The sequence below is a fragment of the Paenibacillus pasadenensis genome (assembly GCF_002864175.1).
Lineage (GTDB): Bacteria > Bacillota > Bacilli > Paenibacillales > Paenibacillaceae > Paenibacillus_O > Paenibacillus_O pasadenensis.
In genome coordinates this window covers 664,552-688,305 of sequence record NZ_NFEZ01000004.1, presented here as the reverse complement: position 1 = coordinate 688,305, position 23,754 = coordinate 664,552, and the positions used below count along the sequence as shown (strand labels likewise).

Annotated in this window: 25 protein-coding genes and 1 other annotated feature; of the genes, 3 read left to right on the top strand and 22 right to left on the bottom strand. The window is 62.1% G+C overall.

What is annotated here, in order from left to right; all coding sequences use genetic code 11:
• Window positions 1-11 precede the first annotated feature (11 nt).
• From rpoB to B8V81_RS12495, 19 genes are all read right to left on the bottom strand, one after another.
• The gene (rpoB, locus tag B8V81_RS12585) at window positions 12-3,557 is read right to left on the bottom strand and encodes a DNA-directed RNA polymerase subunit beta (RefSeq protein WP_028598190.1); all 3,546 of its coding nucleotides are present in this window, start codon (window positions 3,555-3,557) and stop codon (window positions 12-14) included.
• Between the two features lie 433 nt (window positions 3,558-3,990).
• Window positions 3,991-4,593, bottom strand: a complete 603-nt coding sequence (locus B8V81_RS12580; RefSeq protein WP_028598189.1) for a class I SAM-dependent methyltransferase — start codon at window positions 4,591-4,593, stop codon at window positions 3,991-3,993.
• 89 nt (window positions 4,594-4,682) lie between these two features.
• A complete protein-coding gene (gene rplL, locus B8V81_RS12575; protein WP_028598188.1) occupies window positions 4,683-5,045 on the bottom strand; it encodes a 50S ribosomal protein L7/L12 in 363 nt (120 codons plus the stop codon).
• A gap of 75 nt (window positions 5,046-5,120) precedes the next feature.
• On the bottom strand, window positions 5,121-5,624 hold the full coding sequence (rplJ, locus tag B8V81_RS12570; protein ID WP_028598187.1) for a 50S ribosomal protein L10: 504 nt from the start codon (window positions 5,622-5,624) through the stop codon (window positions 5,121-5,123).
• Window positions 5,625-5,686: 62 nt separating this feature from the next.
• Window positions 5,687-5,823: a sequence feature (ribosomal protein L10 leader region), on the bottom strand.
• A gap of 13 nt (window positions 5,824-5,836) precedes the next feature.
• Window positions 5,837-6,529, bottom strand: a complete 693-nt coding sequence (gene rplA, locus B8V81_RS12565; protein ID WP_028598186.1) for a 50S ribosomal protein L1 — start codon at window positions 6,527-6,529, stop codon at window positions 5,837-5,839.
• Window positions 6,530-6,642: 113 nt separating this feature from the next.
• Window positions 6,643-7,068, bottom strand: coding sequence for a 50S ribosomal protein L11 (gene rplK / locus B8V81_RS12560; protein ID WP_021878535.1), 426 nt, complete (start codon window positions 7,066-7,068; stop codon window positions 6,643-6,645).
• Between the two features lie 94 nt (window positions 7,069-7,162).
• A complete protein-coding gene (nusG, locus tag B8V81_RS12555; protein ID WP_028598185.1) occupies window positions 7,163-7,696 on the bottom strand; it encodes a transcription termination/antitermination protein NusG in 534 nt (177 codons plus the stop codon).
• Between the two features lie 23 nt (window positions 7,697-7,719).
• Window positions 7,720-7,929: a preprotein translocase subunit SecE gene (gene secE, locus B8V81_RS12550; RefSeq protein ID WP_028598184.1), complete on the bottom strand. Its 210-nt coding sequence runs from the start codon at window positions 7,927-7,929 to the stop codon at window positions 7,720-7,722.
• A gap of 18 nt (window positions 7,930-7,947) precedes the next feature.
• Window positions 7,948-8,097: a 50S ribosomal protein L33 gene (gene rpmG / locus B8V81_RS12545; protein WP_084136916.1), complete on the bottom strand. Its 150-nt coding sequence runs from the start codon at window positions 8,095-8,097 to the stop codon at window positions 7,948-7,950.
• Between the two features lie 331 nt (window positions 8,098-8,428).
• Window positions 8,429-9,079, bottom strand: coding sequence for an RNA polymerase sporulation sigma factor SigH (gene sigH / locus B8V81_RS12540; RefSeq protein WP_028598183.1), 651 nt, complete (start codon window positions 9,077-9,079; stop codon window positions 8,429-8,431).
• Window positions 9,080-9,309: 230 nt separating this feature from the next.
• Window positions 9,310-9,831, bottom strand: a complete 522-nt coding sequence (locus B8V81_RS12535) for an NYN domain-containing protein (protein ID WP_028598182.1) — start codon at window positions 9,829-9,831, stop codon at window positions 9,310-9,312.
• Between the two features lie 6 nt (window positions 9,832-9,837).
• Window positions 9,838-10,611 carry a 23S rRNA (guanosine(2251)-2'-O)-methyltransferase RlmB gene (gene rlmB, locus B8V81_RS12530; RefSeq protein WP_052333083.1) on the bottom strand — a complete coding sequence of 258 codons (774 nt, stop codon included), beginning with the start codon at window positions 10,609-10,611 and terminating at the stop codon, window positions 9,838-9,840.
• Window positions 10,601-11,107: a Mini-ribonuclease 3 gene (locus B8V81_RS12525; RefSeq protein WP_084136913.1), complete on the bottom strand. Its 507-nt coding sequence runs from the start codon at window positions 11,105-11,107 to the stop codon at window positions 10,601-10,603. The genes rlmB and B8V81_RS12525 overlap by 11 nt, the downstream gene beginning before the upstream one ends.
• Window positions 11,092-12,564, bottom strand: coding sequence for a cysteine--tRNA ligase (cysS, locus tag B8V81_RS12520; RefSeq protein WP_028598180.1), 1,473 nt, complete (start codon window positions 12,562-12,564; stop codon window positions 11,092-11,094). Before cysS ends, B8V81_RS12525 begins: the two co-directional genes overlap by 16 nt.
• Window positions 12,561-13,274, bottom strand: a complete 714-nt coding sequence (gene cysE / locus B8V81_RS12515; protein WP_052333082.1) for a serine O-acetyltransferase — start codon at window positions 13,272-13,274, stop codon at window positions 12,561-12,563. Before cysE ends, cysS begins: the two co-directional genes overlap by 4 nt.
• Before the next feature lie 455 nt (window positions 13,275-13,729).
• Complete coding sequence (gene gltX, locus B8V81_RS12510; protein ID WP_028598179.1) at window positions 13,730-15,199, bottom strand: glutamate--tRNA ligase; 1,470 nt, start codon at window positions 15,197-15,199, stop codon at window positions 13,730-13,732.
• 42 nt (window positions 15,200-15,241) lie between these two features.
• Complete coding sequence (gene ispF, locus B8V81_RS12505) at window positions 15,242-15,724, bottom strand: 2-C-methyl-D-erythritol 2,4-cyclodiphosphate synthase (protein WP_028598178.1); 483 nt, start codon at window positions 15,722-15,724, stop codon at window positions 15,242-15,244.
• On the bottom strand, window positions 15,721-16,371 hold the full coding sequence (ispD, locus tag B8V81_RS12500; protein ID WP_052333087.1) for a 2-C-methyl-D-erythritol 4-phosphate cytidylyltransferase: 651 nt from the start codon (window positions 16,369-16,371) through the stop codon (window positions 15,721-15,723). The genes ispF and ispD overlap by 4 nt, the downstream gene beginning before the upstream one ends.
• Window positions 16,372-16,570: 199 nt before the next feature.
• Window positions 16,571-17,680 (bottom strand): PIN/TRAM domain-containing protein, encoded by a 1,110-nt coding sequence (locus B8V81_RS12495; RefSeq protein ID WP_028598177.1) that lies wholly within the window; start codon window positions 17,678-17,680, stop codon window positions 16,571-16,573.
• Window positions 17,681-17,905: 225 nt separating this feature from the next.
• On the opposite strand from B8V81_RS12495, the gene B8V81_RS12490 reads away from it, so the two are divergent.
• The gene (locus B8V81_RS12490) at window positions 17,906-18,301 is read left to right on the top strand and encodes a nucleoside triphosphate pyrophosphohydrolase family protein (RefSeq protein WP_028598176.1); all 396 of its coding nucleotides are present in this window, start codon (window positions 17,906-17,908) and stop codon (window positions 18,299-18,301) included.
• Window positions 18,302-18,382: 81 nt separating this feature from the next.
• Here B8V81_RS12490 and pssA read toward each other — a convergent pair whose 3' ends face one another.
• The 3 genes from pssA to radA all read right to left on the bottom strand — a co-directional run bounded on the left by pssA (window position 18,383) and on the right by radA (window position 21,713).
• Window positions 18,383-19,135 (bottom strand): CDP-diacylglycerol--serine O-phosphatidyltransferase, encoded by a 753-nt coding sequence (pssA, locus tag B8V81_RS12485; RefSeq protein ID WP_028598175.1) that lies wholly within the window; start codon window positions 19,133-19,135, stop codon window positions 18,383-18,385.
• 108 nt (window positions 19,136-19,243) lie between these two features.
• Window positions 19,244-20,320 (bottom strand): DNA integrity scanning diadenylate cyclase DisA, encoded by a 1,077-nt coding sequence (gene disA / locus B8V81_RS12480; RefSeq protein WP_028598174.1) that lies wholly within the window; start codon window positions 20,318-20,320, stop codon window positions 19,244-19,246.
• Window positions 20,321-20,336: 16 nt separating this feature from the next.
• The gene (radA, locus tag B8V81_RS12475) at window positions 20,337-21,713 is read right to left on the bottom strand and encodes a DNA repair protein RadA (protein WP_028598173.1); all 1,377 of its coding nucleotides are present in this window, start codon (window positions 21,711-21,713) and stop codon (window positions 20,337-20,339) included.
• A gap of 130 nt (window positions 21,714-21,843) precedes the next feature.
• Here radA and B8V81_RS12470 point away from each other — a divergent pair, with 130 nt between their 5' ends.
• Both B8V81_RS12470 and B8V81_RS12465 read left to right on the top strand, forming a co-directional pair.
• Complete coding sequence (locus B8V81_RS12470; RefSeq protein WP_028598172.1) at window positions 21,844-22,560, top strand: response regulator transcription factor; 717 nt, start codon at window positions 21,844-21,846, stop codon at window positions 22,558-22,560.
• Entirely contained in the window at window positions 22,557-23,729 is a 1,173-nt protein-coding gene (locus B8V81_RS12465; protein WP_028598171.1) for a sensor histidine kinase, read from the top strand. The genes B8V81_RS12470 and B8V81_RS12465 overlap by 4 nt, the downstream gene beginning before the upstream one ends.
• Window positions 23,730-23,754: the final 25 nt, after the last annotated feature.

Below are 23,754 nucleotides of genomic sequence, written 5' to 3'. Positions count from 1 at the left end.
AAGTATGGCTCTTATTCCACGCCTGCTTCGGCGCCTTCCAGGTTCAGGTTGAGCTTGTCGCCCGTGCCCTCTTCCTCGTCGTCGATTTCCTTCATCTCGATCTCGTCCTCGTTCTCGTTGAGGATCTTGACGTCCATGCCGAGGGACTGCAGCTCCTTGATGAGGACCTTGAACGACTCCGGAACGCCAGGCTCCGGCACGTTCTCGCCCTTGACGATCGACTCGTAGGTCTTGACGCGGCCGACGACGTCGTCGGACTTGACCGTCAGAATCTCCTGCAGGGTATACGCCGCGCCGTATGCCTCCAGCGCCCATACCTCCATCTCGCCGAAGCGCTGGCCGCCGAACTGGGCCTTGCCGCCGAGCGGCTGCTGCGTAACGAGGGAGTAAGGACCCGTGGAGCGGGCGTGGATCTTGTCGTCGACCATGTGCGCCAGCTTGATCATGTACATGACGCCGACCGTAACTTCGCGCTCGAAGCGCTCGCCGGTCCGCCCGTCGTACAGGACGGTCTTGCCGTTGCGCTGCATGCCGGCTTCTTCCATCGTGTCGAAGACGTCATACTCGCGCGCTCCGTCGAATACCGGCGTAGCCGCGTGGATGCCGAGGCGCTTGCACGCCATGCCGAGGTGGACTTCCAGCACCTGGCCGATATTCATCCGGGAAGGAACGCCCAGCGGGTTGAGAACGACCTCGACCGGCGTGCCGTCCGGCAGGAACGGCATGTCTTCTTCCGGCAGGATGCGGGCGATGACGCCCTTGTTGCCGTGGCGTCCGGCCATTTTGTCGCCTTCGGAAATCTTCCGCTTCTGCGCGATGTAGACGCGCACCAGCTGGTTGACGCCCGGCGGCAGCTCGTCGCCGTTCTCGCGGGTGAACACCTTGACGTCGACGACGATGCCGTCGGTGCCGTGCGGCACGCGCAGGCTCGTGTCGCGGACCTCGCGCGCCTTCTCGCCGAAGATGGCGTGCAGCAGGCGCTCTTCCGCGGTCAGCTCCGTCACGCCTTTAGGCGTTACCTTGCCGACGAGGATGTCTCCGGCGCTGATCTCCGCGCCGACGCGGATGATGCCGCGCTCGTCGAGGTTTTTAAGCGCCTCTTCGCCGACGTTCGGGATGTCGCGGGTGATCTCTTCGGGTCCGAGCTTCGTGTCGCGGGCTTCGGACTCGTATTCCTCAATGTGGATGGACGTGTATACGTCTTCCTTGACCAGCTTCTCGCTGAGCAGGATCGCATCCTCGTAGTTGTAGCCTTCCCAGGTCATGAACGCGACGACGACGTTGCGGCCGAGCGCGAGCTCGCCCTGCTCCGTGGACGGGCCGTCCGCGAGGATGTCGCCTTTTTTGACGATATCGCCTTTGCGGGCGAGCGGACGCTGGTTGATGCAGGTGCCTTGGTTGGAGCGGGTGAACTTGTGCAGCTTGTGCTTGATGAGATCTCCCGTCACCTGCTTGCCGTCGACGTTCTCGACGCGGCGCACCCAGATTTCATTGGCCGAGGCGCGCTCGATGACGCCGTCGTGCTTGGACACGATGCAGACGCCCGAGTCCTTGGCCGACTTGTGCTCCATGCCGGTGCCGACGAGCGGCGCCTTCGGAATGAGGAGCGGCACCGCTTGCCGCTGCATGTTGGAGCCCATGAGCGCGCGGTTGGAGTCATCGTTCTCGAGGAACGGAATGAGCGCCGTCGCGACCGAAACGACCTGCTTCGGCGAGACGTCCATGTAGTCGACGCGCTCGGTCGGCATCGTCAGGATGTTGTCGGCCTGCTTGTTGTAGCGGACGATGACCTGATCGTCGATGAACCGGCTGTCTTCTCCGAGCAGCGCGTTCGCCTGGGCGATGACGTAGTTGTCCTCTTCATCTGCCGTCAGATAGGCGATCTGCTCGGTGACGACGCCCGTTTTCGGATCGACCCAGCGGTACGGAGCCTCGATGAAGCCGTACTCGTTGATGCGGGCGAAGCTGGACAAGGAGTTGATCAGACCGATGTTCGGTCCCTCCGGCGTCTCGATCGGGCACATCCGGCCATAGTGGGAATGGTGGACGTCGCGGACTTCCATGCCGGCGCGCTCGCGTGTCAGACCGCCCGGTCCGAGAGCGGACAGACGGCGCTTATGCGTCAGCTCGGCCAGCGGGTTCGTCTGGTCCATGAACTGCGACAGCTGCGAGGAGCCGAAGAACTCCTTGATCGACGCGATGACCGGACGAATATTGATGAGCGCCTGCGGCGTGATGGCGTTGGCGTCCTGGATCGACATGCGCTCGCGCACGACGCGCTCCATGCGGGAGAGGCCGATGCGGAACTGGTTCTGCAGCAGCTCGCCTACGGAACGGAGGCGGCGGTTGCCGAGATGGTCGATGTCGTCCGTGCTGCCTACGCCGTGCAGCAGGTTGATGAAATAGTTGATCGACGAAATGATGTCCGCCGGCGTGATGTGCTTGACGGATTTGTCGATGACGTCGTTGGAGATGACTTTGATGATTTTGCCATCTTCGTTCGGCGCGAATACGCTGATCGTCTGGAGTGGGATACTATTCGCATCCATGACGCCGCCCGCGACCTGGTGCACCTTGCTGCTGAGCTTGTTCTCCAGATGAGGGAGCAGCTCGTCGAGCAGGCGGCGGTCGATCATCTGGCCGGCTTCGGCCAGAATCTCGCCAGTCGAGGTGTCCACAAGCGTTTCCGCCAGGCGCTGATTGAAGAGGCGGTTCTTGATATGAAGCTTTTTATTGATCTTGTACCGGCCGACGTTGGCCAGATCATAGCGTTTCGGGTCGAAGAAGCGCGCGACGAGCAAGCTCTTGGCGTTGTCCAGCGTCGGCGGCTCGCCCGGACGAAGGCGCTCGTAGATCTCGATCAGAGCTTTCTCCGTCGAGTCCGTGTTGTCCTTGTCCAGCGTATTCTTGATGTACTCGTCCTGTCCGAGCAAGTCCAGAATCTCGGCATCGGTGCCGAAGCCGAGGGCGCGAAGAAGCACCGTTACCGGAATTTTCCGGGTACGGTCGATGCGCACATAGATGATGTCCTTGGCGTCGGTCTCGAGCTCCAGCCAGGCGCCCCGGTTCGGAATGACGGTAGCCGTGTAGGTGCGCTTGCCGTTCTTGTCGACCTTCGTGCTGAAGTAGACGCTGGGTGAGCGTACCAATTGGCTGACGATGACGCGCTCCGCACCATTGATGATGAAGGTGCCCGTCTCGGTCATCAGCGGAAAATCGCCCATGAACACTTCCTGTTCCTTGACCTCGCCTGTTTCCTTGTTAAGGAGCCTTACCTTAACGCGCAGCGGCGCGGCATACGTAACGTCGCGTTCTTTCGACTCATCGACCGAATACTTCGGCTCTCCGAGACTGTAATCGATGAATTCCAACGAAAGATTTCCCGTGAAGTCCTGGATCGGCGAAATGTCCTGGAAGAGCTCCAGCAGATCGCTGTCCAAAAACTTCTCGTAAGACTTTTGTTGGATTTCAATCAAGTTCGGAACCTCGAGCACTTCGTGAATCCGGTTATAGCTCCTACGCGTGCGTCGACCATACTGAACAAGTTGTCCTGCCAACTTAACCTCACCCCTCATGTCTGCTTCTCAGCTTGATAAGCGCACTCATGACTAGACCGCACAGCCCGTTCACCATCGACTTCCTGCTTGAAATCAAGGATCGGCGTGGTAAATAAAGAAAAGCCCTTATCGAATAGGGTTCGAAAAAAGAGCATGCTTCCGGCCTGGAACCTCGGCCTCTCCACGGATGAGCCACCGCAGGAGAGACGGTCTCCTATCATGTAATTTTGCCCAAAATCTAAACATTATACGTCAAAAACCAGATTTGTATGCGCGCGGCATCAAATAAAAAATTCTTGACATTTTAGCGGACTAAAGAGATTCCGCCTATTTTAATGCTGACATTTTATAATATTAACACAACCGTTTGGGCGAGTCAAGAAAAATGAGAATAGGGTCTCTTTTCAAGTCACGCGCTTTCTGCTTGCGCCTGTCAGCCCTTGATCGCCTTGAAAATGCGGAAGCCTTTGTCCTTGCCGATCTCGACGACTTTGCCGAAAAGCTGCTGCAGCTTGGCTTCCGCCGACGGGGCTCCCTGTTTTTTCTGAATGACGACCCACATGCTTCCGCCGGGCTTCAGCAGCTCCGCCCCTTCTTCGAAAATACGGTGCACGACCGCCTTGCCCGCGCGAATCGGCGGGTTCGTCAAGATGACATCGAACTTTTCCAAGCCGGCTGCCGCTTCGTATAAATCGCTTTGCCGGATGTCGACGTTCGCAATTTCATTGCTGCGTGCATTTTCCCGCGCCAGCTCGACCGCCCGCTCGTTGATGTCGAGCAGCACCGCTTGTCCCTTCGGCGCAAGCCGGGCGGCAGTCAGTCCGATCGGCCCATAGCCGCAGCCGACGTCCAGCACCCGGTCCGCTTCTCCGATCTGCATCTGTTCGATGAGAAAGCGGCTCCCGTAATCGATGCCCCCTTTGGAAAACACGCCGTTGTCCGTCCAGAACCGGAACGAAAAGCCGCGCAGCGTCGTCTGATGCTGCTGCCGATTTTCCTTGGCATCGGGCGTTTTGGAATAGTAGTGCTCCGCCATGCCGGATGGCTCCCTTCGCGTTAATTAGAAAGAGAACCCCTTGGAGCCGGAAAGGTTCCAAGGGGTTCCGTGCTGCGCGGGGGCAGCTATTACTTCACTTCTACCGCAGCGCCAGCTTCTTCAAGCTTCGCTTTAACGGCTTCAGCGTCTTCTTTGGATACTTTTTCTTTGATTGCTTTTGGAGCGTTGTCAACGACTTCTTTCGCTTCTTTCAGGCCCAGGCCCGTCAGTTCGCGAACGACTTTGATGACGTTGATTTTGGAAGCGCCTGCGCTCGTCAGGATAACGTCGAATTCGGATTGCTCGGCAACTTCTGCAGCGCCGCCGCCAGCAGCTACAACCGTAGGTGCAGCAGCCGTTACGCCGAATTCTTCTTCGATTGCTTTAACGAGATCGTTCAGTTCCAGAACGTTCATGCCTTTGATGGCTTCAAGAATTTGCTCTTTGCTCATGGGTGAACCTCCATTGGGGTTTTATTTTTTTGGGTCTATCCGATTCCGGCTAAGCCGGCTTGCATTTGCGTTCGCTTACGCTTCCGCCTCTTGCTTTTCTGCGACTGCTTTGACCGCGAGGGCAAAGTTGCGCATAGGAGCTTGGAGGACGCTGAGGAGCATGGACAGGAGACCGTCGCGGGACGGAAGCTCAGCCAGCGCCTTGATTTGGTCCGCGCCTACGACTTGGCCTTCGAGCACGCCGCCTTTCAGTTTCAGGGCGTCGTTCTTTTTGGCGAAGTCGTTGAGAATCTTGGCCGGAGCGACAACGTCGTCGCCGCCGAAGGCGATTGCCGTCGGGCCCGTCAGAACTTCGTTCAGCGCGGCCATTTCAGCCGATTCCGTCGCACGGCGGACGAGGGAGTTTTTGAGAACCTGGAACTCGATGCCCGCTTCGCGAAGCTGCTTGCGCAGTTCCGTTACTTGAGCCACGTTCAGTCCGCGGTAGTCAGCCACAACCGTCGTCGTGCTAGCTTTCAGCTTGGAGGAGATCTCTTCCACCTGCTGCTGCTTGGACTCGATTACTTTTGCATTTGCCATTTTGGTGTACACCTCCCGTAGTAATATCTCGTGCATCCTTCGATCGGTCGACCTTCATCATGCCGGGCATGAATAAAGGCCTCCGCCAAGACAGCGAAGGCCATGATGGTCCGTTTCCGAGAAACGTTTATCATAACACCTCGGTAGGAGATTAAGCCCGGAGGGCGCCTACTGTCTTAGGCATGCGTGTTCTGAAGTTGGAATCGCAGCTCTTAGCGGAAGTTGGACACGTTGACGCGAGCGCCAGGTCCCATCGTCGAAGATACCGCGATGTTTTTCAGGTAAACCCCTTTGGCCGAAGCCGGCTTCGCACGGTTCAGCGCGTCAAGCAGCGCTTTGAGGTTCTCGTTCAGCTTTCCCGCATCGAACGATACCTTGCCGATTGGAGCATGGATTTGACCTGCACGGTCAAGGCGGTATTCGATCTTACCGGCTTTGATCTCCTGAACAGCCTTCGTCACGTCGAACGTTACCGTACCGGCTTTCGGGTTAGGCATGAGGCCCTTGCCGCCGAGGATCCGTCCGAGCTTTCCGACTTCGGCCATCATGTCAGGCGTAGCCACGCAGACATCGAATTCGAACCAGCCTTGCTGGATTTTGTTGATCATGTCCGCATCGCCGACATAGTCAGCGCCTGCAGCTTCGGCTTCCTTCGCTTTGTCGCCTTTGGCGAATACGAGGACGCGCTTCGTTTTGCCGGTACCGTGCGGAAGTACGACGACACCGCGTACGGCCTGGTCTTGTTTCCGCGGGTCTACGCCCAGGCGGACTGCCACTTCGACGGACTCGTCGAATTTGGCGGTTGCAGCTTTTTTCACGAGCTCGATCGCTTCGGCCGGCTCGTAAGTCGCTTCGCTGTCGATCAGCTTGGCGGCTTCCAGGTACTTCTTGCCATGCTTGGCCATGTTGAACTTCCTCCTTGTGTGGTAAGTAGCGGAACGCGCTGCTAGCAGGCGCTCCTCCCACAGCGAAACCGATCGTTCCGCTCAGGGCGGCGATCCGAGATCGCCGGACGCGATTAGTCGACGATCGTGACGCCCATGCTGCGGGCGGTACCTTCGACCATGCGCATTGCAGCTTCTACGGATGCAGCGTTGAGATCCTGCATTTTTTGTTCCGCGATCTCGCGAACCTTGGAACGGTTGACCGTAGCGACCTTCTTCTTGTTCGGCTCGCCGGAGCCCTTCTCGATGCCTGCTGCTACGCGGAGCAGTACGGCAGCTGGAGGAGTCTTCGTCTCGAACGTGAAGGAACGGTCTTCGAATACGGTGATGACGACCGGAATGATCAGGCCGGCTTGATCCGCCGTACGCGCGTTGAATTCCTTACAGAACGCCATGATGTTGACGCCTGCTTGACCGAGTGCAGGACCGATTGGCGGAGCCGGGTTGGCTTTGCCTGCCGGAACTTGCAGCTTGACCAGCTTGATGACCTTTTTTGCCATGAGTTACACCTCCTGCGATCCAACTATAACGCTGCGCGATCGCTCGCGCCCCGACCTCCAGAGAACCCCTGGAAAGCCGGAAACAACCGGTTCATTATACCTTCTCGACCTGCGTGTAGTCAAGTTCAACCGGGGTTTCCCGTCCGAACATGTTCACATGCACCTTGAGCTTGTTTTTGTCGAGCTGAATCTCTTCGATGACTCCGACAAAATTGGCGAACGGACCCACGGTCACGCGCACGGTTTCCTTGAGCTCGAACTCCATCTTCGGCTTCGGTTCCGACATCCCCATATGGTTGAGGATCGCGTCCACTTCCTCAGGAAGCAGCGCCGTCGGCTTGGAGCCGGATCCGGTCGAGCCTACGAATCCCGTTACGCCGGGCGTATTGCGGACGACATACCACGAATCGTCGGTCTGGATCATCTCTACCAGGACGTAGCCCGGGTAGACTTTGCGCATGACGGTCTTCTTCTTGCCGTCCTTGTTCACGATCTCTTCTTCCATCGGAACAAGCACGCGGAAGATCTTGTCCTCCATGCCCATGGATTCGACGCGGCGCTCGAGGTTGGCCTTCACCTTGTTCTCATAGCCCGAGTAAGTATGAACCACATACCATCGTTTTTCCATTCCAATCCACCTTTGGACCCTTCTTAAACGATCAGTTCAACCAATGACGAGATCCCGATGTCAAGAAGCCAAAAGTAAATCGTCACAAACACGATCGTCACGAGCACGACGAGCGTATAGCTTGTCAACTCTTTACGGTTTGGCCAGCGTACTTTCTTAAGCTCAGCCCAGCTGTCTGCGAAGAAACCGAATGTTGACCCGAAGTTCTGCTTGATCCTTGCAAGAAAAGCCATCTGGTCCCACCTCCATGACTATCTTGTCTCGCGGTGAGGAGTGTGTTCATTGCAGAACTTGCAGAACTTCCTCATCTCCATACGGTCGGGGTGATTACGCTTGTTCTTGGTGTTGGTGTAATTCCGCTGCTTGCAGCTCGTGCAAGCCAGGGTAATGATAACCCGCATTAAAGTCACCTCCCGATCGCATAAATGAATGCCGCACAACGTGCGAACGGACTCAAAGAGGCCTCAGGCCTGATCCGAGTCACTCTAAGTACCTTATCATACGGGATTCTTGCATGTCAACGCAATTCCTAGGGGCCGGCAGCGCCGGGAAGCCGCGCCGCGCGCGCGAAGTCGCCTCTCGCCCGCGCTCGCTCCGGGACCGGAAAATGAAAGCATCGGGTCTTCCGAATCCGCCCGCAGCTGTTCCTCGCCGTACCAGTATCGACAGTCTCATAGAATTCTATAACAAAAAAAGACCCCGCAGGGTCGTGCCGGCTCGAGGGCCGGCGGTTCAGATGCTGACGTCGCGCAGCTCCAAGTACTTCTCCAGCTTGCGCTTCACCCGTTGAAGGGCGTTGTCGATGGACTTGACGTGACGGTCCAGATCGACGGCGATCTCCTGGTACGAGCGTCCGTCGAGATACAGCATGAGCACCTTGCGCTCGAGATCGCTGAGAATCTCGGACATCTTGTCCTCCAGCCCGACGAACTCCTCCTGATTGATGAGGAGCTCCTCCGGATCGCTGACCCGCGTGCCGCAGATGACGTCCAGCAGCGTACGGTCGGAATCCTCGTCGTAGATGGGCTTGTCCAGAGAAACATAGGAGTTGAGCGGGATATGCTTCTGGCGGGTCGCGGTCTTGATGGCCGTAATGATCTGCCGGGTGATGCACAGCTCGGCGAACGCCTTGAAGGAAGCGAGCTTGTCCCCGCGGAAGTCGCGGATCGACTTGTAGAGTCCGATCATGCCCTCCTGCACGATATCCTCCCGGTCGGCGCCGATGAGGAAGTACGAGCGGGCTTTGGCCCGGACAAAGTTCCGGTACTTGTTGATCAGGTATTCCAGCGCTTCGCTGTCGCCTATGCGCACCGCCTCGACGACGTCCTCATCCGTTCGGCAGTCATAATCATGCGTACTCCATTCTCTGAGGTCGATGCTCACAAACAATCCCTCCGGCCTGCAAAGCGTGCACAGCTAGTCTATTGGTAGCATTTGATGGCGGTCATATTTCCCAAAAAAGAATAAGCCAAGTATACAAGACGTCTCTTGACATCGTCAACGCAAACGAGCGTTCTATAATGGATAAAAGTGGTTGGAATCGGGCTCGAATGGATTGAAACCGCTATCTCCGCGGCAATTTTATTTACATGTTTTTAACGCAATGACGATTGTCACTCTCCGCGCCTCATCCGTTCGAGCTTCATCCGGGCGTCCAGGCTGAGGTTTCCGTCGATCGTATTGCGGCTTTTGGGCGTATCGTCCTTCAGCGAGCGGGCGATCTGCCGCCGGTTCTGGTCGAGCTCCAGCTGCAGCTCCCGCGCGGACAGCCGGAGAGCGCCCTTGCCGAAGGCGACATGCTGCTCGACGGAGTCCGACGTCGCGACGTAGATGCTCCGGCTGCGCTTGCGCAGCTCCCCGGACAAGCGCTCGATGCATTCGTCAGCCGTCTCCTTTTCCTTGGTGAAGACGACCGTGATCTTATGCTGCTTGTAGGCGGAACGGCTGCCTGCCACCTGATGGGCGTCGAACACGACATAAACTTCCATGCCGGTGAAGCCCTGGTAATCGGCGAGCAGATGGAGCAGCCGCTCCCTCGCTTCCTCGAGGTTCGCTTCCTTGAGGCGCTCCAGCTCCGGCCAGGCGCCGATGATGTTGTAGCCGTCCACCAGCAGGACGTCCGGCTGCCGTGCCACGGCGGACTAGACGCTCCCGCGCTGCCGCACGACCTCGTACATCAGCACGCCGGCGGCGACGGAGGCGTTGAGGGAATTGAGCTGGCCGAGCATCGGCAGCTTCACGAGGAAGTCGCATTTCTCCCGGATGAGGCGTCCCATGCCCTTCGCCTCGTTGCCGATGACGAGCGCGAGCGGCAGGTTGAAGTCGGTCCGGTACACGTCCTGGCTCGCGCTGACGTCCGCGCCCGCGATCCAGATGCCCTCCTCCTTGAGCGTCTCGATCGTCTGCGCCAGGTTGGTCACGCGCGCCACCGGCACATGCTCGGCCGCTCCGGCCGAGGTCTTCCACACGGTCGCGGTCAGGCCGGCGGAGCGGCGCTTCGGAATGATGACGCCGTGCACGCCCGTGCATTCGGCCGTACGGAGGATCGAGCCCAGGTTGTGAGGGTCCTCGATCTCGTCGAGGATGAGCAGCAGCGGCGGTCGGCCGCTCCCCTTGGCCCGCGAGAGCAGCTCGTCCACCTCCGCGTAGCGGTACGCCGCCGCCTGGGCGACGACGCCCTGATGCGCGACGCCGAGGCCAAGCTGGTCGAGCCGGCGCTTGTCGACGAACTGTACGACGATGCCGGCGTTTTTCGCTTCGGCGAGAATCGGACCGACCGACGGCTTCTGCACCGTATCGGCGATCCAGATCTTGTTGAGCTCGCGCCCGGAGCGGAGCGCCTCGAGCACAGGGTGCTTGCCGGCGATCCAGTCCTGCGCCGGCTCGGTTTCTTGATTCGGTTTGTCAGTGCTCATTCATGTTCTCCTTTTGGCGGTCCGCCTCGAGCGCTGCGAACACGGCCGCCATCAATTCCCGGAGCCTCTCGGTCCGGCCTTGATAGTATAGATAGCCGACCAGCCCTTCGAGGGCGGTGGCCAGGCGATAGTCGTGAGGATCGGCGTTGCGCGGAGGCTGGCCGGACTTGGCGTTGCGCGCGCGGCGCACGATGTCCTGCTCCTCCTCGTCGAGCATCGGCGCCCACAGCTCGAGCCAGCGGCGCTGCGCCTTGGCCGAGACGATGCCGGTCGCGGCGCGATGCAGCTGCTGCGGCTTGAGCCGGTCTCCGGCGACGAGATGCTGGCGGACGAGCAGCTCGAACACCGCATCGCCGGCATAGGCGAGCACGACGGGGTTCAGCAGCTCGGGCCGCTTGGAAGGCGCCTCATAAGACAGCGGCTGGAACGTCTGCTCACCGAGCGGAGCGGCGCCGGCCGCCTTCGGATCGATGCCGCCGCTCATTTGCGCCGCCATCGGATGCCCTGCGGCGTATCCTCCAGCAGGATGCCCTGCTCCGCCAGCAGATCGCGGATCTCGTCCGCGCGCTTCCAGTTCTTGTCCGCGCGCGCCTGCGTGCGCTCGGCGATGAGCGCGTCGACCTCGGCGTCCAGCAGTCCCGCCGCCTCGTCCGCCCGCGGCAGCAGGCCGAGCACGCCGTCCATGACGTCCATCAGGCCGAGCAGCGCGCGCAGCGCCGGGGCCGGGGCGACCGGCAGCTTGAGCAGCGCATTCGCCTCGGCGACGAGCTCGAACCAGACCGTGATCGCGTCCGGCGTGTTGAAGTCGTCGTCCAGCTTGGCGGCGAAGCGGTCGCGCAGTCCCCGCAGCCGGCCGTCGAACGGCTCGTCTCCCGTCTGCGGCTCATAGCGCAGCGCGCCGACCGGCGCGTCCAGCCGCGCATGCCAGCCTGCTGCGCCGGAGCCGTCCGGATCGACGGCGCCGAGCCGATGCTCCAGGTTGACGCGGCAGTTGGCGATGCGCACCACGCTGCCGAGCGCCTGCTCCACCGTGTCGTCGCTGAAGTTGAGCGGCGCGCGGTAATGGCCCGACAGCATGAAGTAGCGGATCGCCTCCGGCTTGATGCGCTTCAGCAGCTCGTTCACGGTGATGCCGTTGCCGAGCGACTTCGACATTTTCTGATTGTCGATGTTGATGAATCCGTTGTGCATCCAATAATGCGACAGCGGCTTTCCCGTCAGCGACTCCGACTGCGCGCACTCGCATTCGTGATGCGGGAACTGCAAGTCATGGCCGCCGCCGTGGATGTCCAGCGTATCGCCCAAATATTCGCGGGCCATCGCCGAGCACTCGATATGCCAGCCCGGCCGTCCCGCTCCCCAAGGGCTTTCCCAGCTGATCTCGCCGGGCTTGGCGCCTTTCCAGAGCACGAAGTCCTGCGGGTCCTCCTTGCGCTCGTCGATGCCGATGCGGATGCCGAGCTGCAGCTCCTCGAGGTTTTGATGGGACAGCTGGCCGTATGCGGCGAACGACTTGGTGCGGAAATAGACGTCGCCGCCGCTCGGGTATGCCGCGCCCTTGTCGACCAGCTCGCCGATGAAGGCGACGATCTGCGGAATATGCTCCATGACGCGCGGATTGCGCGTCGCCCGGCGTACGCCCAGCCGCTCCGTGTCCTCGTAGAACGCCTCGATGAAGCGCTCGGCCACCTCCGGCACCGTCGTGCCGAGCTGCTCCGCCTTGCGGATCAGCTTGTCGTCGACATCGGTGAAGTTGACGAGGTAGTCGACCTCATAGCCGACCGCCTCCAGGTAGCGGCGAACGACGTCGAAAAAAATCGCCGGACGCGCGTTGCCGATATGGATATAGTCGTATACGGTCGGGCCGCACACGTACATCTTTACTTTACCCGGCTGCTGGGAGATGAACTCTTCCTGCCTCCGGCTCATCGTATTGTAGATCTGCAGACTCATCGCTGCTGCTCCCCTCCGCCTACCGGCAGCCTGACCTGCCGCTCATGATGCTCCCGGACGTCCCGCTCCGCCGCGCTCTCGCGCAGCTCGCTCACTTGCGTCCTCAGGAGATTGATCTCGTTCTGCATGCTTCGGAACATCTCGATGACCGGATCGGGCAGCTTCGCATGGTCCAGCCGATCCCCGACCTTGAGGCCGTTGCGCTTGACGATGCGCCCGGGGTTGCCGACGACGGTGCTGTTGTCCGGCACCTCTCTCAGCACGACCGAGTTGGACCCGATGTTGCAGTTGTCGCCGACCCGGAACGAGCCGAGCACCTTCGCGCCGGAGCCGATGACGACGTTGCTGCCGATCGTCGGATGGCGCTTGCCCTTCTCCTTGCCCGTGCCCCCGAGCGTGACCCCCTGGTAAATGACGACATCGTCGCCGATCTCGCAGGTTTCCCCGATGACCACGCCCATGCCGTGGTCGATGAACAGCCGGTCGCCGACGCGGGCGCCGGGATGGATCTCGATGCCGGTCATGAACCGGCTCACCTGCGAGACGATGCGCGCCAGCGTGAACAGCCGGCGCTTGAACAGCGCGTGCGCGATCCGATGCGCCCAGATCGCGTGCAGGCCCGAGTACGTGAAGACGACCTCGAAAATGCTGCGCGCGGCGGGATCGTTGTCGAATACGGCCCGAATATCGGATTTGATGTGGCGAATCATGTCTCTAGCCCCCCTTCAGCCTTGACGACAGGACGTGCGTCAGGATGAAAAAAAGCCTCTGCAGCCCAAGGGCTGCAGAGGCGTCGATGGCGCGGTTCCACTCTGCGGTTCAGAACCGTCCGCGGCGCGGACAATCCTGACTCTCGGGCCTGTAACGAAGGCCGGACGTTGCCGCCTACCCCCGGCTCGCCTGTGTCGGCCGCGTGGCGGACCGCAGGGAGCGGGCTCGGAGCAAGGCTCGCAGGTGCAGCGGATTCGCCGCCGGGATGGACCTCTCGCAGCCGCCGCTGCACTCGGCGGCGCCGCGAAAACGGGCGGGCCGGCTGCATGGCGGAGGTCCTCTCTGCAATCCCGGGCATGGCGATCCGATCCTGTTCAAAGCCGGTCGGTATCGGTGCTTGAATTACCTTTAGTATACTCCATAAGCGGCAAAGCGCAAGGTGCCCGCTCCGGGCTCAGCCCTGCAGGCGCGCGCGCAGGCGGCTTTCCACTTTGCCGCGTCCGAGCAGCACGATCGTGCGGTTCAGGTCCGGACCGTGCGTCTGGCCGGTGACGGCGGCGCGGATCGGCATGAACAGCGCCTTGCCCTTGCAGCCGGTCTCCTTCTGCACGGACTTGATGAGCGCCTTGACGCCCTCCTCGCTCCAAGCCTCCGGCTCGATCGTCTGGATGCCCGCGAGGAACGCCGACAGCACCTGCGGCACCGTCTCCTCCGCCAGCACCTCGCGCGCCTCCGCCTCGTCCTCGTACGATTCGAGGAAGAACAGCTCGGTCAGCGGCACGATCTCCGCGCCCCAGCGCAGCTTCTCGCGGTACAGGGCGATCAGGTCGGCCGCCCACTCGCGCTCGCGCGCGTCCGGCTCGGCGCTGACGCGGCCCGCCTGCTGCAGATGCGGCAGGCACAGGTCGACGAGACGCGGCAGCTCGAGCTGCTTGATGTATTCGCCGTTCATCCAGGCGAGCTTGTTCGTGTCGAATACCGCCGGGCTCTTGCTCAGCCGGTCGGCGTCGAACGCCTCGACGAGCTGCTCGCGCGTGAACAGCTCCTGCTCGCCCTCCGGCGACCAGCCGAGCAGCGCGATGAAGTTGAACAGCGTCTCCGGCAAGTAGCCGAGCTGCTCGTACTGCTCGATGAACTGGATGATCGACTCGTCGCGCTTGCTCAGCTTCTTGCGCTGCTCGTTGACGATCAGCGTCATGTGCGCGAACAGCGGCGGCTCCCAGCCGAGCGCCTCGTAGATCATGAGCTGGCGCGGCGTGTTGGAGATATGGTCCTCGCCCCGCAGCACATGGGAGATCTTCATCCGATGGTCGTCGACCGCCACCGCGAAGTTGTACGTCGGAATGCCGTCCTTCTTGACGATGACGAAGTCGCCCGTCTCGCTCGTGTCGATGCGGATCGTGCCTTTGACCATATCGTTCCACTCGTAGGTCCGGTTCTCCGGCACGCGGAAGCGGATGCTCGCCACGCGGCCTTCCGCCTCGAAGGCGGCCTGCTGCTCCGGCGTCAGGTCGCGGTGGCGGCCCGAGTAGCGCGGCGTCTCGCCGCGCGCGGCCTGCTCCTCGCGCTCCTGCTCGAGCTCCTGCTCGGTGCAGTAGCAGCGGTACGCCAGGCCGCGGTCCAGCAGGTCCTGCCAGTATTCGCGGTAGATGTCGAGCCGCTCCGTCTGCCGATACGGGCCATAGCCGCCGCCGACATCGACGCTCTCATCCCAGGTAATGCCGAGCCAGGCCATGAACTTGAGCTGGCTCTCCTCGCCGCCGGCCACGTTGCGCTTGACGTCCGTATCCTCGATGCGCACGATGAACTTGCCGCCGTGGCGGCGGGCGTACAGGTAGTTGAACAGCGCGGTGCGCGCGTTGCCGATATGCAGATGTCCCGTCGGCGACGGCGCGTAGCGGACGCGGACTTCGTTTTGTGCCATGTCGGTTTCCCCTTTTCGTTCAGCCTCTTAAAATAAGTGCCATCATAGCACACCCTGCACGAGGCAGACAACCGCCTGCGCGGCGATGCCCTCGCCGCGTCCGGGGAAGCCGAGCTTCTCGGTCGTCGTCGCCTTGACGTTGACTTGATCCGGCTGCGCCTCGAGCGCGCGCGCGATGATCTCGACCATCGCCGGAATATGCGGCGCCATCTTGGGCGCCTGGGCGATGATCGTGCAGTCGAGGTTGCCGAGGCGCCAGCCCCGCTCCTTGATCAGCCCCCACACCTGCTCTAGCAGCTTCAGGCTGTCCGCGTCCTTGAACGCGGGGTCCGTGTCGGGAAAATGCTTGCCGATGTCGCCGAGCGCAAGCGCGCCGAGCAGCGCGTCCGCCACCGTATGCAGCAGCACGTCCGCGTCGGAGTGGCCGAGCAGCCCCTTTTCGAACGGAATCGTCACGCCGCCGATGATGCACGGACGTCCCTCCACCAGCTGATGCACGTCAAAGCCTTGTCCGATCCGAATCATGATTCCGCTCCCCTCTCCCGCCGCGCCAGCAGGAACTCCGCGTACGGGAGATCCTCCGGCGTCGTGATCTTGATGTTCGTATATTCGCCCTCGACGACCGACACCGGATCGCCGAGCCGCTCTACCGCCATCGCGTCGTCCGTGCCGAGAAAGCCGCTCGCAAGCGCCTGCTCATGGGCCTCCAGCAGCCGGACACGGCGAAAAGCCTGCGGCGTCTGGATCGCCCACAAGCTGCTTCGGTCCGGCGTGGCGACGATGACTCCGTGCTCGTCCGCCTGCTTGATCGTGTCCTTGACCGGCACGGCCAGCACGGCCGCTCCCGTCTGCTCGGCCCGTCGCAGGCAGGCCCGCACGGCGGCAGCGGTGACGAGCGGCCGCACCCCGTCGTGGACGAGCGCCCACTCCGTCCCGAGACCGCGCAGTCCGAGCCGCACGCTGTGCTGCCGCTCGCTGCCGCCCTCCAGCACCGCCGCCACCTTGGACAAGCGATAGGAGCGGCACCAGTCGCGGCACCGCTCCACATCCGAAGCTCCGGTCACGAGCACGATCTCGGCGACCTCGTCCATCCCCTGCAGCAGCTCCAGCGAATGGATCAGCAGCGGCTTGCCGCCGAGCTCGAGAAACTGCTTGCTCTCGGCCGTGCCCATCCGCGTGCCGCGGCCGGCGGCGACGACGACCGCGCCCCAGCGCGGCTCCGAAGCGCCCGGCGCTCCAGCCTCAGCCGCAGCCTCGCCGGCGGCCGCCCCGCTCTGCGGACGAAGCCCCGAAGCCCGCTTCGCCGGCTCCTTGCCGTCCTTCATGTTTGCTCACATCCCGCTGTAACGTTCATTTCCTTATCATACCTCGTTACAGCGCTTTTTCCAACAGCTTGGGCTTGGCGAAGATCATCCTTCCCGCCGACGTCTGCAGCACGCTCGTCACGAGCACCTCCATCGTCATGCCGATGTAGTCGCGTCCGCCCTCGACAACGATCATCGTGCCGTCGTCGAGATAGGCGACGCCTTGTCCATGCTCCTTGCCGTCCTTGATGATCTGCACGACGATCTCCTCGCCCGGCAGCACGACCGGCTTGACGGCGTTGGCGAGGTCGTTGATGTTCAGCACCGACACGCCCTGCAGCTCGCACACCTTGTTGAGGTTGAAGTCATTGGTCAGCACCTTGCCGCGCAGCAGCTTCGCCAGCTTCACGAGCTTGCTGTCCACCTCGCTCACATCCTCGAAGTCGCCCTCGTAGATGAGCACCTTGACGTCGAGCTCCTTCTGGATCTTGTTCAGGATGTCGAGGCCGCGGCGGCCGCGGTTGCGCTTGAGCAGATCCGACGAGTCGGCGATATGCTGCAGCTCCTCCAGGACGAACTCCGGGATGACGAGCGTGCCCTCGATGAAGCCGGTCTTGCAGATGTCCGCGATCCGGCCGTCGATGATGACGCTCGTGTCCATGATCTTATGCTCTTCGAAGTTGACCGGCTCGACCTTCTCCGGCTCCGGCGCCGCCTTCGGCTGCAGCAGCGCCGTCAGTCCGGCGGTCAGCTCCTCCTTCTTGCGAAGGCCGACCGTCAACCCGACATAGCCGAGGCCGAGCGTCAGCAGCGCGGGCGCGATCATCGCCGCCGACTCCGGCAGGCGCGAGACCGACGGGTAGAGCAGCGCCGACAGCACGAGGCCGCAGGTCAGTCCGGCCGCGCCGGCGAGCAGGTCGGCCGCAGGCAGCTCGGCGGCTCGCCGCGCGCCTTCCCCGAGCAGCCGCTGCGCCTGCCCGGCGAGCGCAGTCGCGAGCAGCAGGCCGCAGAACGCGCCGACCCCGAGTCCCAGATAATAGCCCATGGAGCCGTAGCTCCCGGCCAAGGCGCTGTAGCCCATGCCAGCCGGGAGGCTGCCACCGGCGCCGATGCCCGCCTGGGAGCCCAGCATGCCGCCAAATACAAGTCCGAGTAATTGCAGAATACGTTTTACCATAGCTTAGTCGCCACCTCCATTAGCCAGTATGTTCCAATCTGGCGAAGGCTAAACCGCCCGAGCGGCACGGCGCGCGGCCGCATGGAAAGGAAGGGCGGCAGCCGCTGCCTGACGTCATGAAGGATTTCTCATAATGGGCAAATGCTTTTTGTTTTCGGAAGGAGGCGCTGTATAATGGGGATAGCCTTTACTTCAAACGAAACCTTCGCGAAAGAGGTGGGTACGATGAGCGCACCAACGCTTCACGATTTTCAGGAGCAGGTATCGGAACTGATATTGCGCCACCGCAGCGTGCTGGACGTGCTGTCCAAGTTCGGCCAGACCGGAGCGGCGGTGAACCGCGCCGTGGCCAAGGCCGTCACGGAATGCGGCTGCATCGAGATCCAGGCGTCCAGGCAGCATTATTCCGAGGAGCCGGAGCTGGAGACGGCCAAGCGGCTGCTCGAGTCCCACATGGACGGCGCCGTATGCGAGAACTGCCGAGACGTGCTCAAGGCGGAGCTCGGCCGCAACCTGTTCTACATGTCCGCCCTCTGCAACCTGCTGGACATCGACCTGGACGAGGTCGTCAAGGCCGAATCCGACAAGTGCTCTACGCTCGGCGTCTTCAATCTCACCTAGATCCGCTTGAAAAGCAAAAAATCCAGGCCGTCCGCTTGCAGCGGATGCCTGGATTTTTTTTCGTTCGAGGATCTCGCGATCCTAGACGCTGCGCCGCTTGCGGCGACGCTCCTCGAGGTCCTCGTCGCCCTGCGCGCGGCGGCGGCGGCGAAGACGTCCTTGGACATTAACGTTTTTTTTTAGGCCGTAGAGCGCGTACAGGAGCAGCGGCACGAAGATGATCTTGCTCAGCTGGTCCGGGAACGCGATGCCCAGCACGACGGCGATGCCGACGACGACCGGGATGCTCCAGATCGCGCTCTTGGGCAGGCCGATCTTCTTGAAGTTCGGGTACTTGACCGTGCTGACCATGAGCAGCGCCAGGCCGAGCGTGCTCGCCATGAGCACCCATGGCTGGATGTCGTTGTGGAACAGCGCCAGCGTCGCCAGGATTCCGCCCGCGGCCGGAATCGGCAAGCCGATGAAATAGCCCGGCGCGACGTTGCTGACGACGTTGAAGCGAGCCAGCCGGAGCGCGCCGCAGATCGGGAAGATCGCGGTGACGATCCATGAGGCCGCGTCGGAGTTCAGCTCCTGGAAGGCGACGACGTACATGATGAAGGCCGGCGCGACGCCGAAGGAGATGACGTCCGACAAGGAATCGAGCTCCTTGCCGAACTCGCTCGTCACGCCCAGCGCGCGGGCGACGCGTCCGTCCACGCCGTCGAGCAGCATGGCGATGATGACCATCATCGCCGCCATCTCCGGTTTATCATTGAACACGAGAATGATCGACACAATCCCGAGGAACAGGTTTCCTATCGTAAAAAGGCTCGGCAACGACTTTGCGAACACTTGCTTCCACCTCATCTCTACTATGCCCGGCGAAGCTTGAAGTCAGGCATGGAAATTTTTCCACGTTCATCCATTCAGGCCGCATGGCATTCCCCCATTCTAGGGGAATCAGATTTGCCTGTCAATGAACATTTGATCCTGGATGCGGCGCAGCCCTTCCTTGATCGCGCGGGCGCGCACCTCGCCGATGCCGTCCACCTCGTCGAGCTCGGCGATCGTCGCCATGACGATGTTCGGCAGGTTGCCGAAGCGCTCGATCAGGTTGTTCATGATGACCAGAGGCAGCCTCGGGATGCGGTACATCTGGCGATAGCCGCGCGGCTGCACCGCCTCGTCGGCGATCGCGGCGCCCTGCGGATAGCCGAGCAGCCGGATCACATGCGGGGCGTCCATCAGCTCGTCGTTGCTCAGCTTCTTGAGCCCCGCGCGCACCTCGCGCAGCCGCTCGTCGCTGTTGTCGCGCGCATAGTCCTTGAGCAGGAACCAAGCGTCCTCCTCGACGCCGCCGATCAGCTCCTCCATCTGCATACTGATGAGGCGGCCCTCCGTGCCGAGCTCGTTGACGTAGCGCTTGATCTCCATCTTGATGCGCAGCACCATCTCGACGCGATGGATGACATGCGCGACCTCCTGCAGCGTCACGAGCTCCTCGAACTCCAGCGCCGACAGGTTCGTGAACGACTGCTTGAGCACCGCCTTGTACTTCTCGAGCGTCTGGATCGCCTGGTTGGCCTTCGTCAGGATGACGCCCATGTCCTTGAGCGAATAGCGCAGGCTGCCCATGTACAGCGTGATGATGTTGCGCCGCTGCGAGATCGAGACGACAAGCCGTCCGGTCTGCTTGGCGACCCGCTCCGCGGTGCGGTGGCGGATGCCCGTCTCGATCGACGGAATCGACGAGTCGGGGATGAGCTGGGTATTGGCATAAAGGATGCGCTTCAGGTCCTCGCTGAGGATGATCGCGCCGTCCATCTTGGCGAGCTCGTAGAGATAGTTCGGCGAGAACTCGCAGTTGATCGAAAAGCCCCCGTCGACGACCTCCATCACCTCCGGGCTGTAGCCGACGACGAGCAGCGCGCCGGTCTTGGCCCGCAGCACGTTGTCGAGTCCGTCGCGGAACGCCGTTCCGGGCGCGACCAGCTGCAGCAGCTGGTTTGTGATCTCGTTCTCTTTGGTTTCCTTCATCGGTATGGTAGTCCCCCTATTCAAGCGCCGCGCGGAGCGCTTCCGCAACCGTATTGACGCCTACGATCTTGATATCGTCAGGCGGCTTCCAGCCCTTGAGGCTCTTTTCCGGCAGGATCACCCGCTTGAAGCCGAGCTTCTGCGCTTCCTTGACCCGCTGCTCCGCCCGCGACACGGCGCGCACCTCGCCGGTCAAGCCGACCTCGCCGAAAATGACGTCGTCCGGCTTCGTCGGCGCGTCCTTGAAGCTGGAGGCGATGGCGACCGCCGCCGCCAGGTCTACGGCCGGCTCGTCGAGCCGCACCCCGCCGGCGGCGTTGAGATAGGCGTCCTGCGTCTGCAGGAACAGGCCCATCCGCTTCTCCAGCACGGCGATGATGAGCGCCATCCGGTGATGGTCGAAGCCGGCGGACATCCGCCGCGGCGACGGAAAATGCGTCGGCGCGACGAGCGCCTGCAGCTCCACGAGCACCGGGCGCGTCCCCTCCATGCTGGCGACGACGGTCGAGCCGGAGACGCCGAGCGGGCGCTCCGACAGGAACAGCTCGGACGGATTGGCGACCTCTCGCAGGCCGTCCTCGCCCATTTCGAAGATGCCGATCTCGTTGGTCGAGCCGAAGCGGTTTTTGACCGCCCGCAGCAGCCGGTAGGAATGATGCCGCTCTCCCTCGAAATAAAGGACGCAGTCCACCATATGCTCCAGCAGGCGCGGACCGGCGATGGCGCCTTCCTTGGTCACATGGCCGACCAGCACCGTCGCGATGCCGCCGATCTTGGACGAGCGCATGAAATGCGCCGTGCATTCGCGCACCTGGGCGACGCTGCCCGGAGCCGAAGGCACGCTCGGATCGTAGACGGTCTGGATGGAGTCGATGACGAGGAAATCCGGTCCAACCGACTCGATCGCCTCGTTAATATGCTCCATATTGGTCTCGCACAGTACATACAGCGACTCGGCGAGCGCGCCGAGCCGGTCGGCGCGCAGCTTGGTCTGACGGATCGACTCCTCGCCCGAGATGTACAGCACCTTGAGTCCGGCCGCGGCCAAGGCATGGGATGCCTGCAGCAGCAGCGTCGACTTGCCGATGCCGGGATCGCCTCCGACGAGGATGAGCGAGCCCGGCACGACGCCGCCGCCGAGCACGCGGTTCAGCTCGCCGATGGTGCTCTCGATGCGGGGCTCCTGACCCGTATTGATATCTATGATGGAACGCGGCTTTTCTTTCGTCCCGCGGGACATCGGGGCGGACAAGCCGACCCCGGCCGTCTTGACAACCGTTTCCTTTTCCTCTACCATCGTGTTCCATTCGCCGCAGCCAGGGCACTTGCCCAGCCACTTGGGCGATTCCGTGCCGCACGACGTGCAGGCGAACTTGATTTTTACCTTGGCCACATCAGGCTCCTTGAACGTATGACGTATCCTTCAAAGTTTACCATTTCAAGCCCCTTCCATAAAGGCGAACGGGCAAAAAAGCTGATCGAGCCGCGGAAAAGGCGGCCGATCGAAAGGAAGTCGAACGCCTATGAACGAGCAGACGGTGCTGATCATCGACGACGAAGCCGAGATCATCAAGCTCATCAGCCTCTATCTCCAATCGGAAAAGGTGCGCCTGCGGACCGCCTCAAGCGGGGAGGAGGCGCTGGCGATCATCGAGCGCGAGCCGGTCGATCTCGTCGTGCTCGACATCATGATGCCCGGCGCGAGCGGCATCGAGATCTGCCTCGCGATCCGCGAGCGCCGCCAGATGCCGATCATCTTCCTGTCGGCCAAAAGCGAGGAGATCGACAAGATCCACGGCCTGAGCGTCGGCGCCGACGACTATGTGACCAAGCCGTTCAGCCCGCTCGAGCTCGTCGCGCGCATCAAGAGCCAGCTGCGGCGCTATGCCGCGCTCCGTCCGGCGGAGACCGGCGCCGCGGCGCAGCCGTCTACGGTGCTCCGCCATGACGGCATCGCGCTCGACACGATGACGCGCGAGGTGACCGTCGAGGACGAGGAGATCCGCCTCACTCCGCGCGAGTTCGGCATCCTGGAGCTGCTGCTGCGCCACCCCGGCCGCGTCTACAGCATGGAGCAGCTGTACGAGCTCGTCTGGCAGGAGCCGTTCTACGAGTCGGCCAACACCGTCATGGTGCATATCCGCAAGCTGCGCGAGAAGATCGAGGCGGACCCGAGGCAGCCGCGCTACATCAAGACCGTCTGGGGCGTCGGCTACAAGCTGGAGAAGCTCGGCCGATGATGACCCGCATGCTGCAGACGTTCCTGTGGAAGCTGCTGCTGCGCTTCGCGCTCAGCCTGGCGGCGATGGCCGCGCTCGTCTGGCTCGGCTATTTCCTCTCGGAGCTGCTGCTGCGCTACAACCCGAGCCGCTCCTTTCCCATTACCCGCCTGCTCGTCGCCGCCATCAACGGCATCGGATCCTTGCCGATCATGCTCGCCGCCGGAACGGCGCTGTTCCTCGGCCTGTTCTTCTGGATGTCGCGCCGCTTCCTGCAGCGGTTCGACGCCATCACGGACGGGCTGCAGCAGATCGCCGGCGGCGACCTGGCGCATCGCATCGAGGACGACAGCGCCGACGAGCTCGGGGCCGTCTCCCGCAGCGTCAACGAGATGGCTCGCCGGCTCGCCATCGCCCAGCAGGAGGAGCGGTCGGCCGCGCAGGCCAAGAACGACCTCATCACCGGCGTCTCGCACGACCTGCGCACGCCGCTCACGTCGATCCTCGGCTTTCTCGAATATATCCAGAAAGACCGCTACCGCGACGAGCTGGAGCTGCGCCAGTACGTCGACATCGCCTACGACAAGGCGCTCGTGCTGCGCAAGCTCATCGACGACCTGTTCGAGTACACGCGCGTCGCGGGCGGGTCGATGCCGCTGCAGGCGGAGCCGGTCGACTTGAATCCGTTCCTGCGCCAGCTCGCCGACGAGTACGAGCCGCTGCTGGAGGAAGCCGGCATGGCCTGCCGGGTCCATCCGTCCGGACAGCCGCTGCTCGTCCAGGCCGATCCGGAGCTGCTGCTGCGCGTATTCGAAAATCTGCTGACCAACGCCATCCGCTACGGAGCCTCCGGCGGCGCAGTCGATATTTATGTACGTCCGGCAGCCGGATCGGCTTCGCCGGATGAAGAAGAAGCTGACGCAGCGGCGGACCAGGCGGCGATGCCGAACGAAACCGCAGCGCTGATGGCCGAGGTCGTCTTCCGCAATTACGGAGAGCCGATCCCGCCGAGCCATCTGCCGCGGCTGTTCGACCGCTTCTATCGCGTCGACGCCTCCCGCTCGCGCCAGACCGGGGGCAGCGGCCTCGGCCTCGCCATCGTCAAAAGCATCGTCGACCTGCACGGCGGCGTCATCGAGGCCGCCAGCTCGAAGCGCCGGACCGAATTCATCGTGCGCCTGCCGCTTTAAGAATTTCCTAAGAACTTCAAAAGCC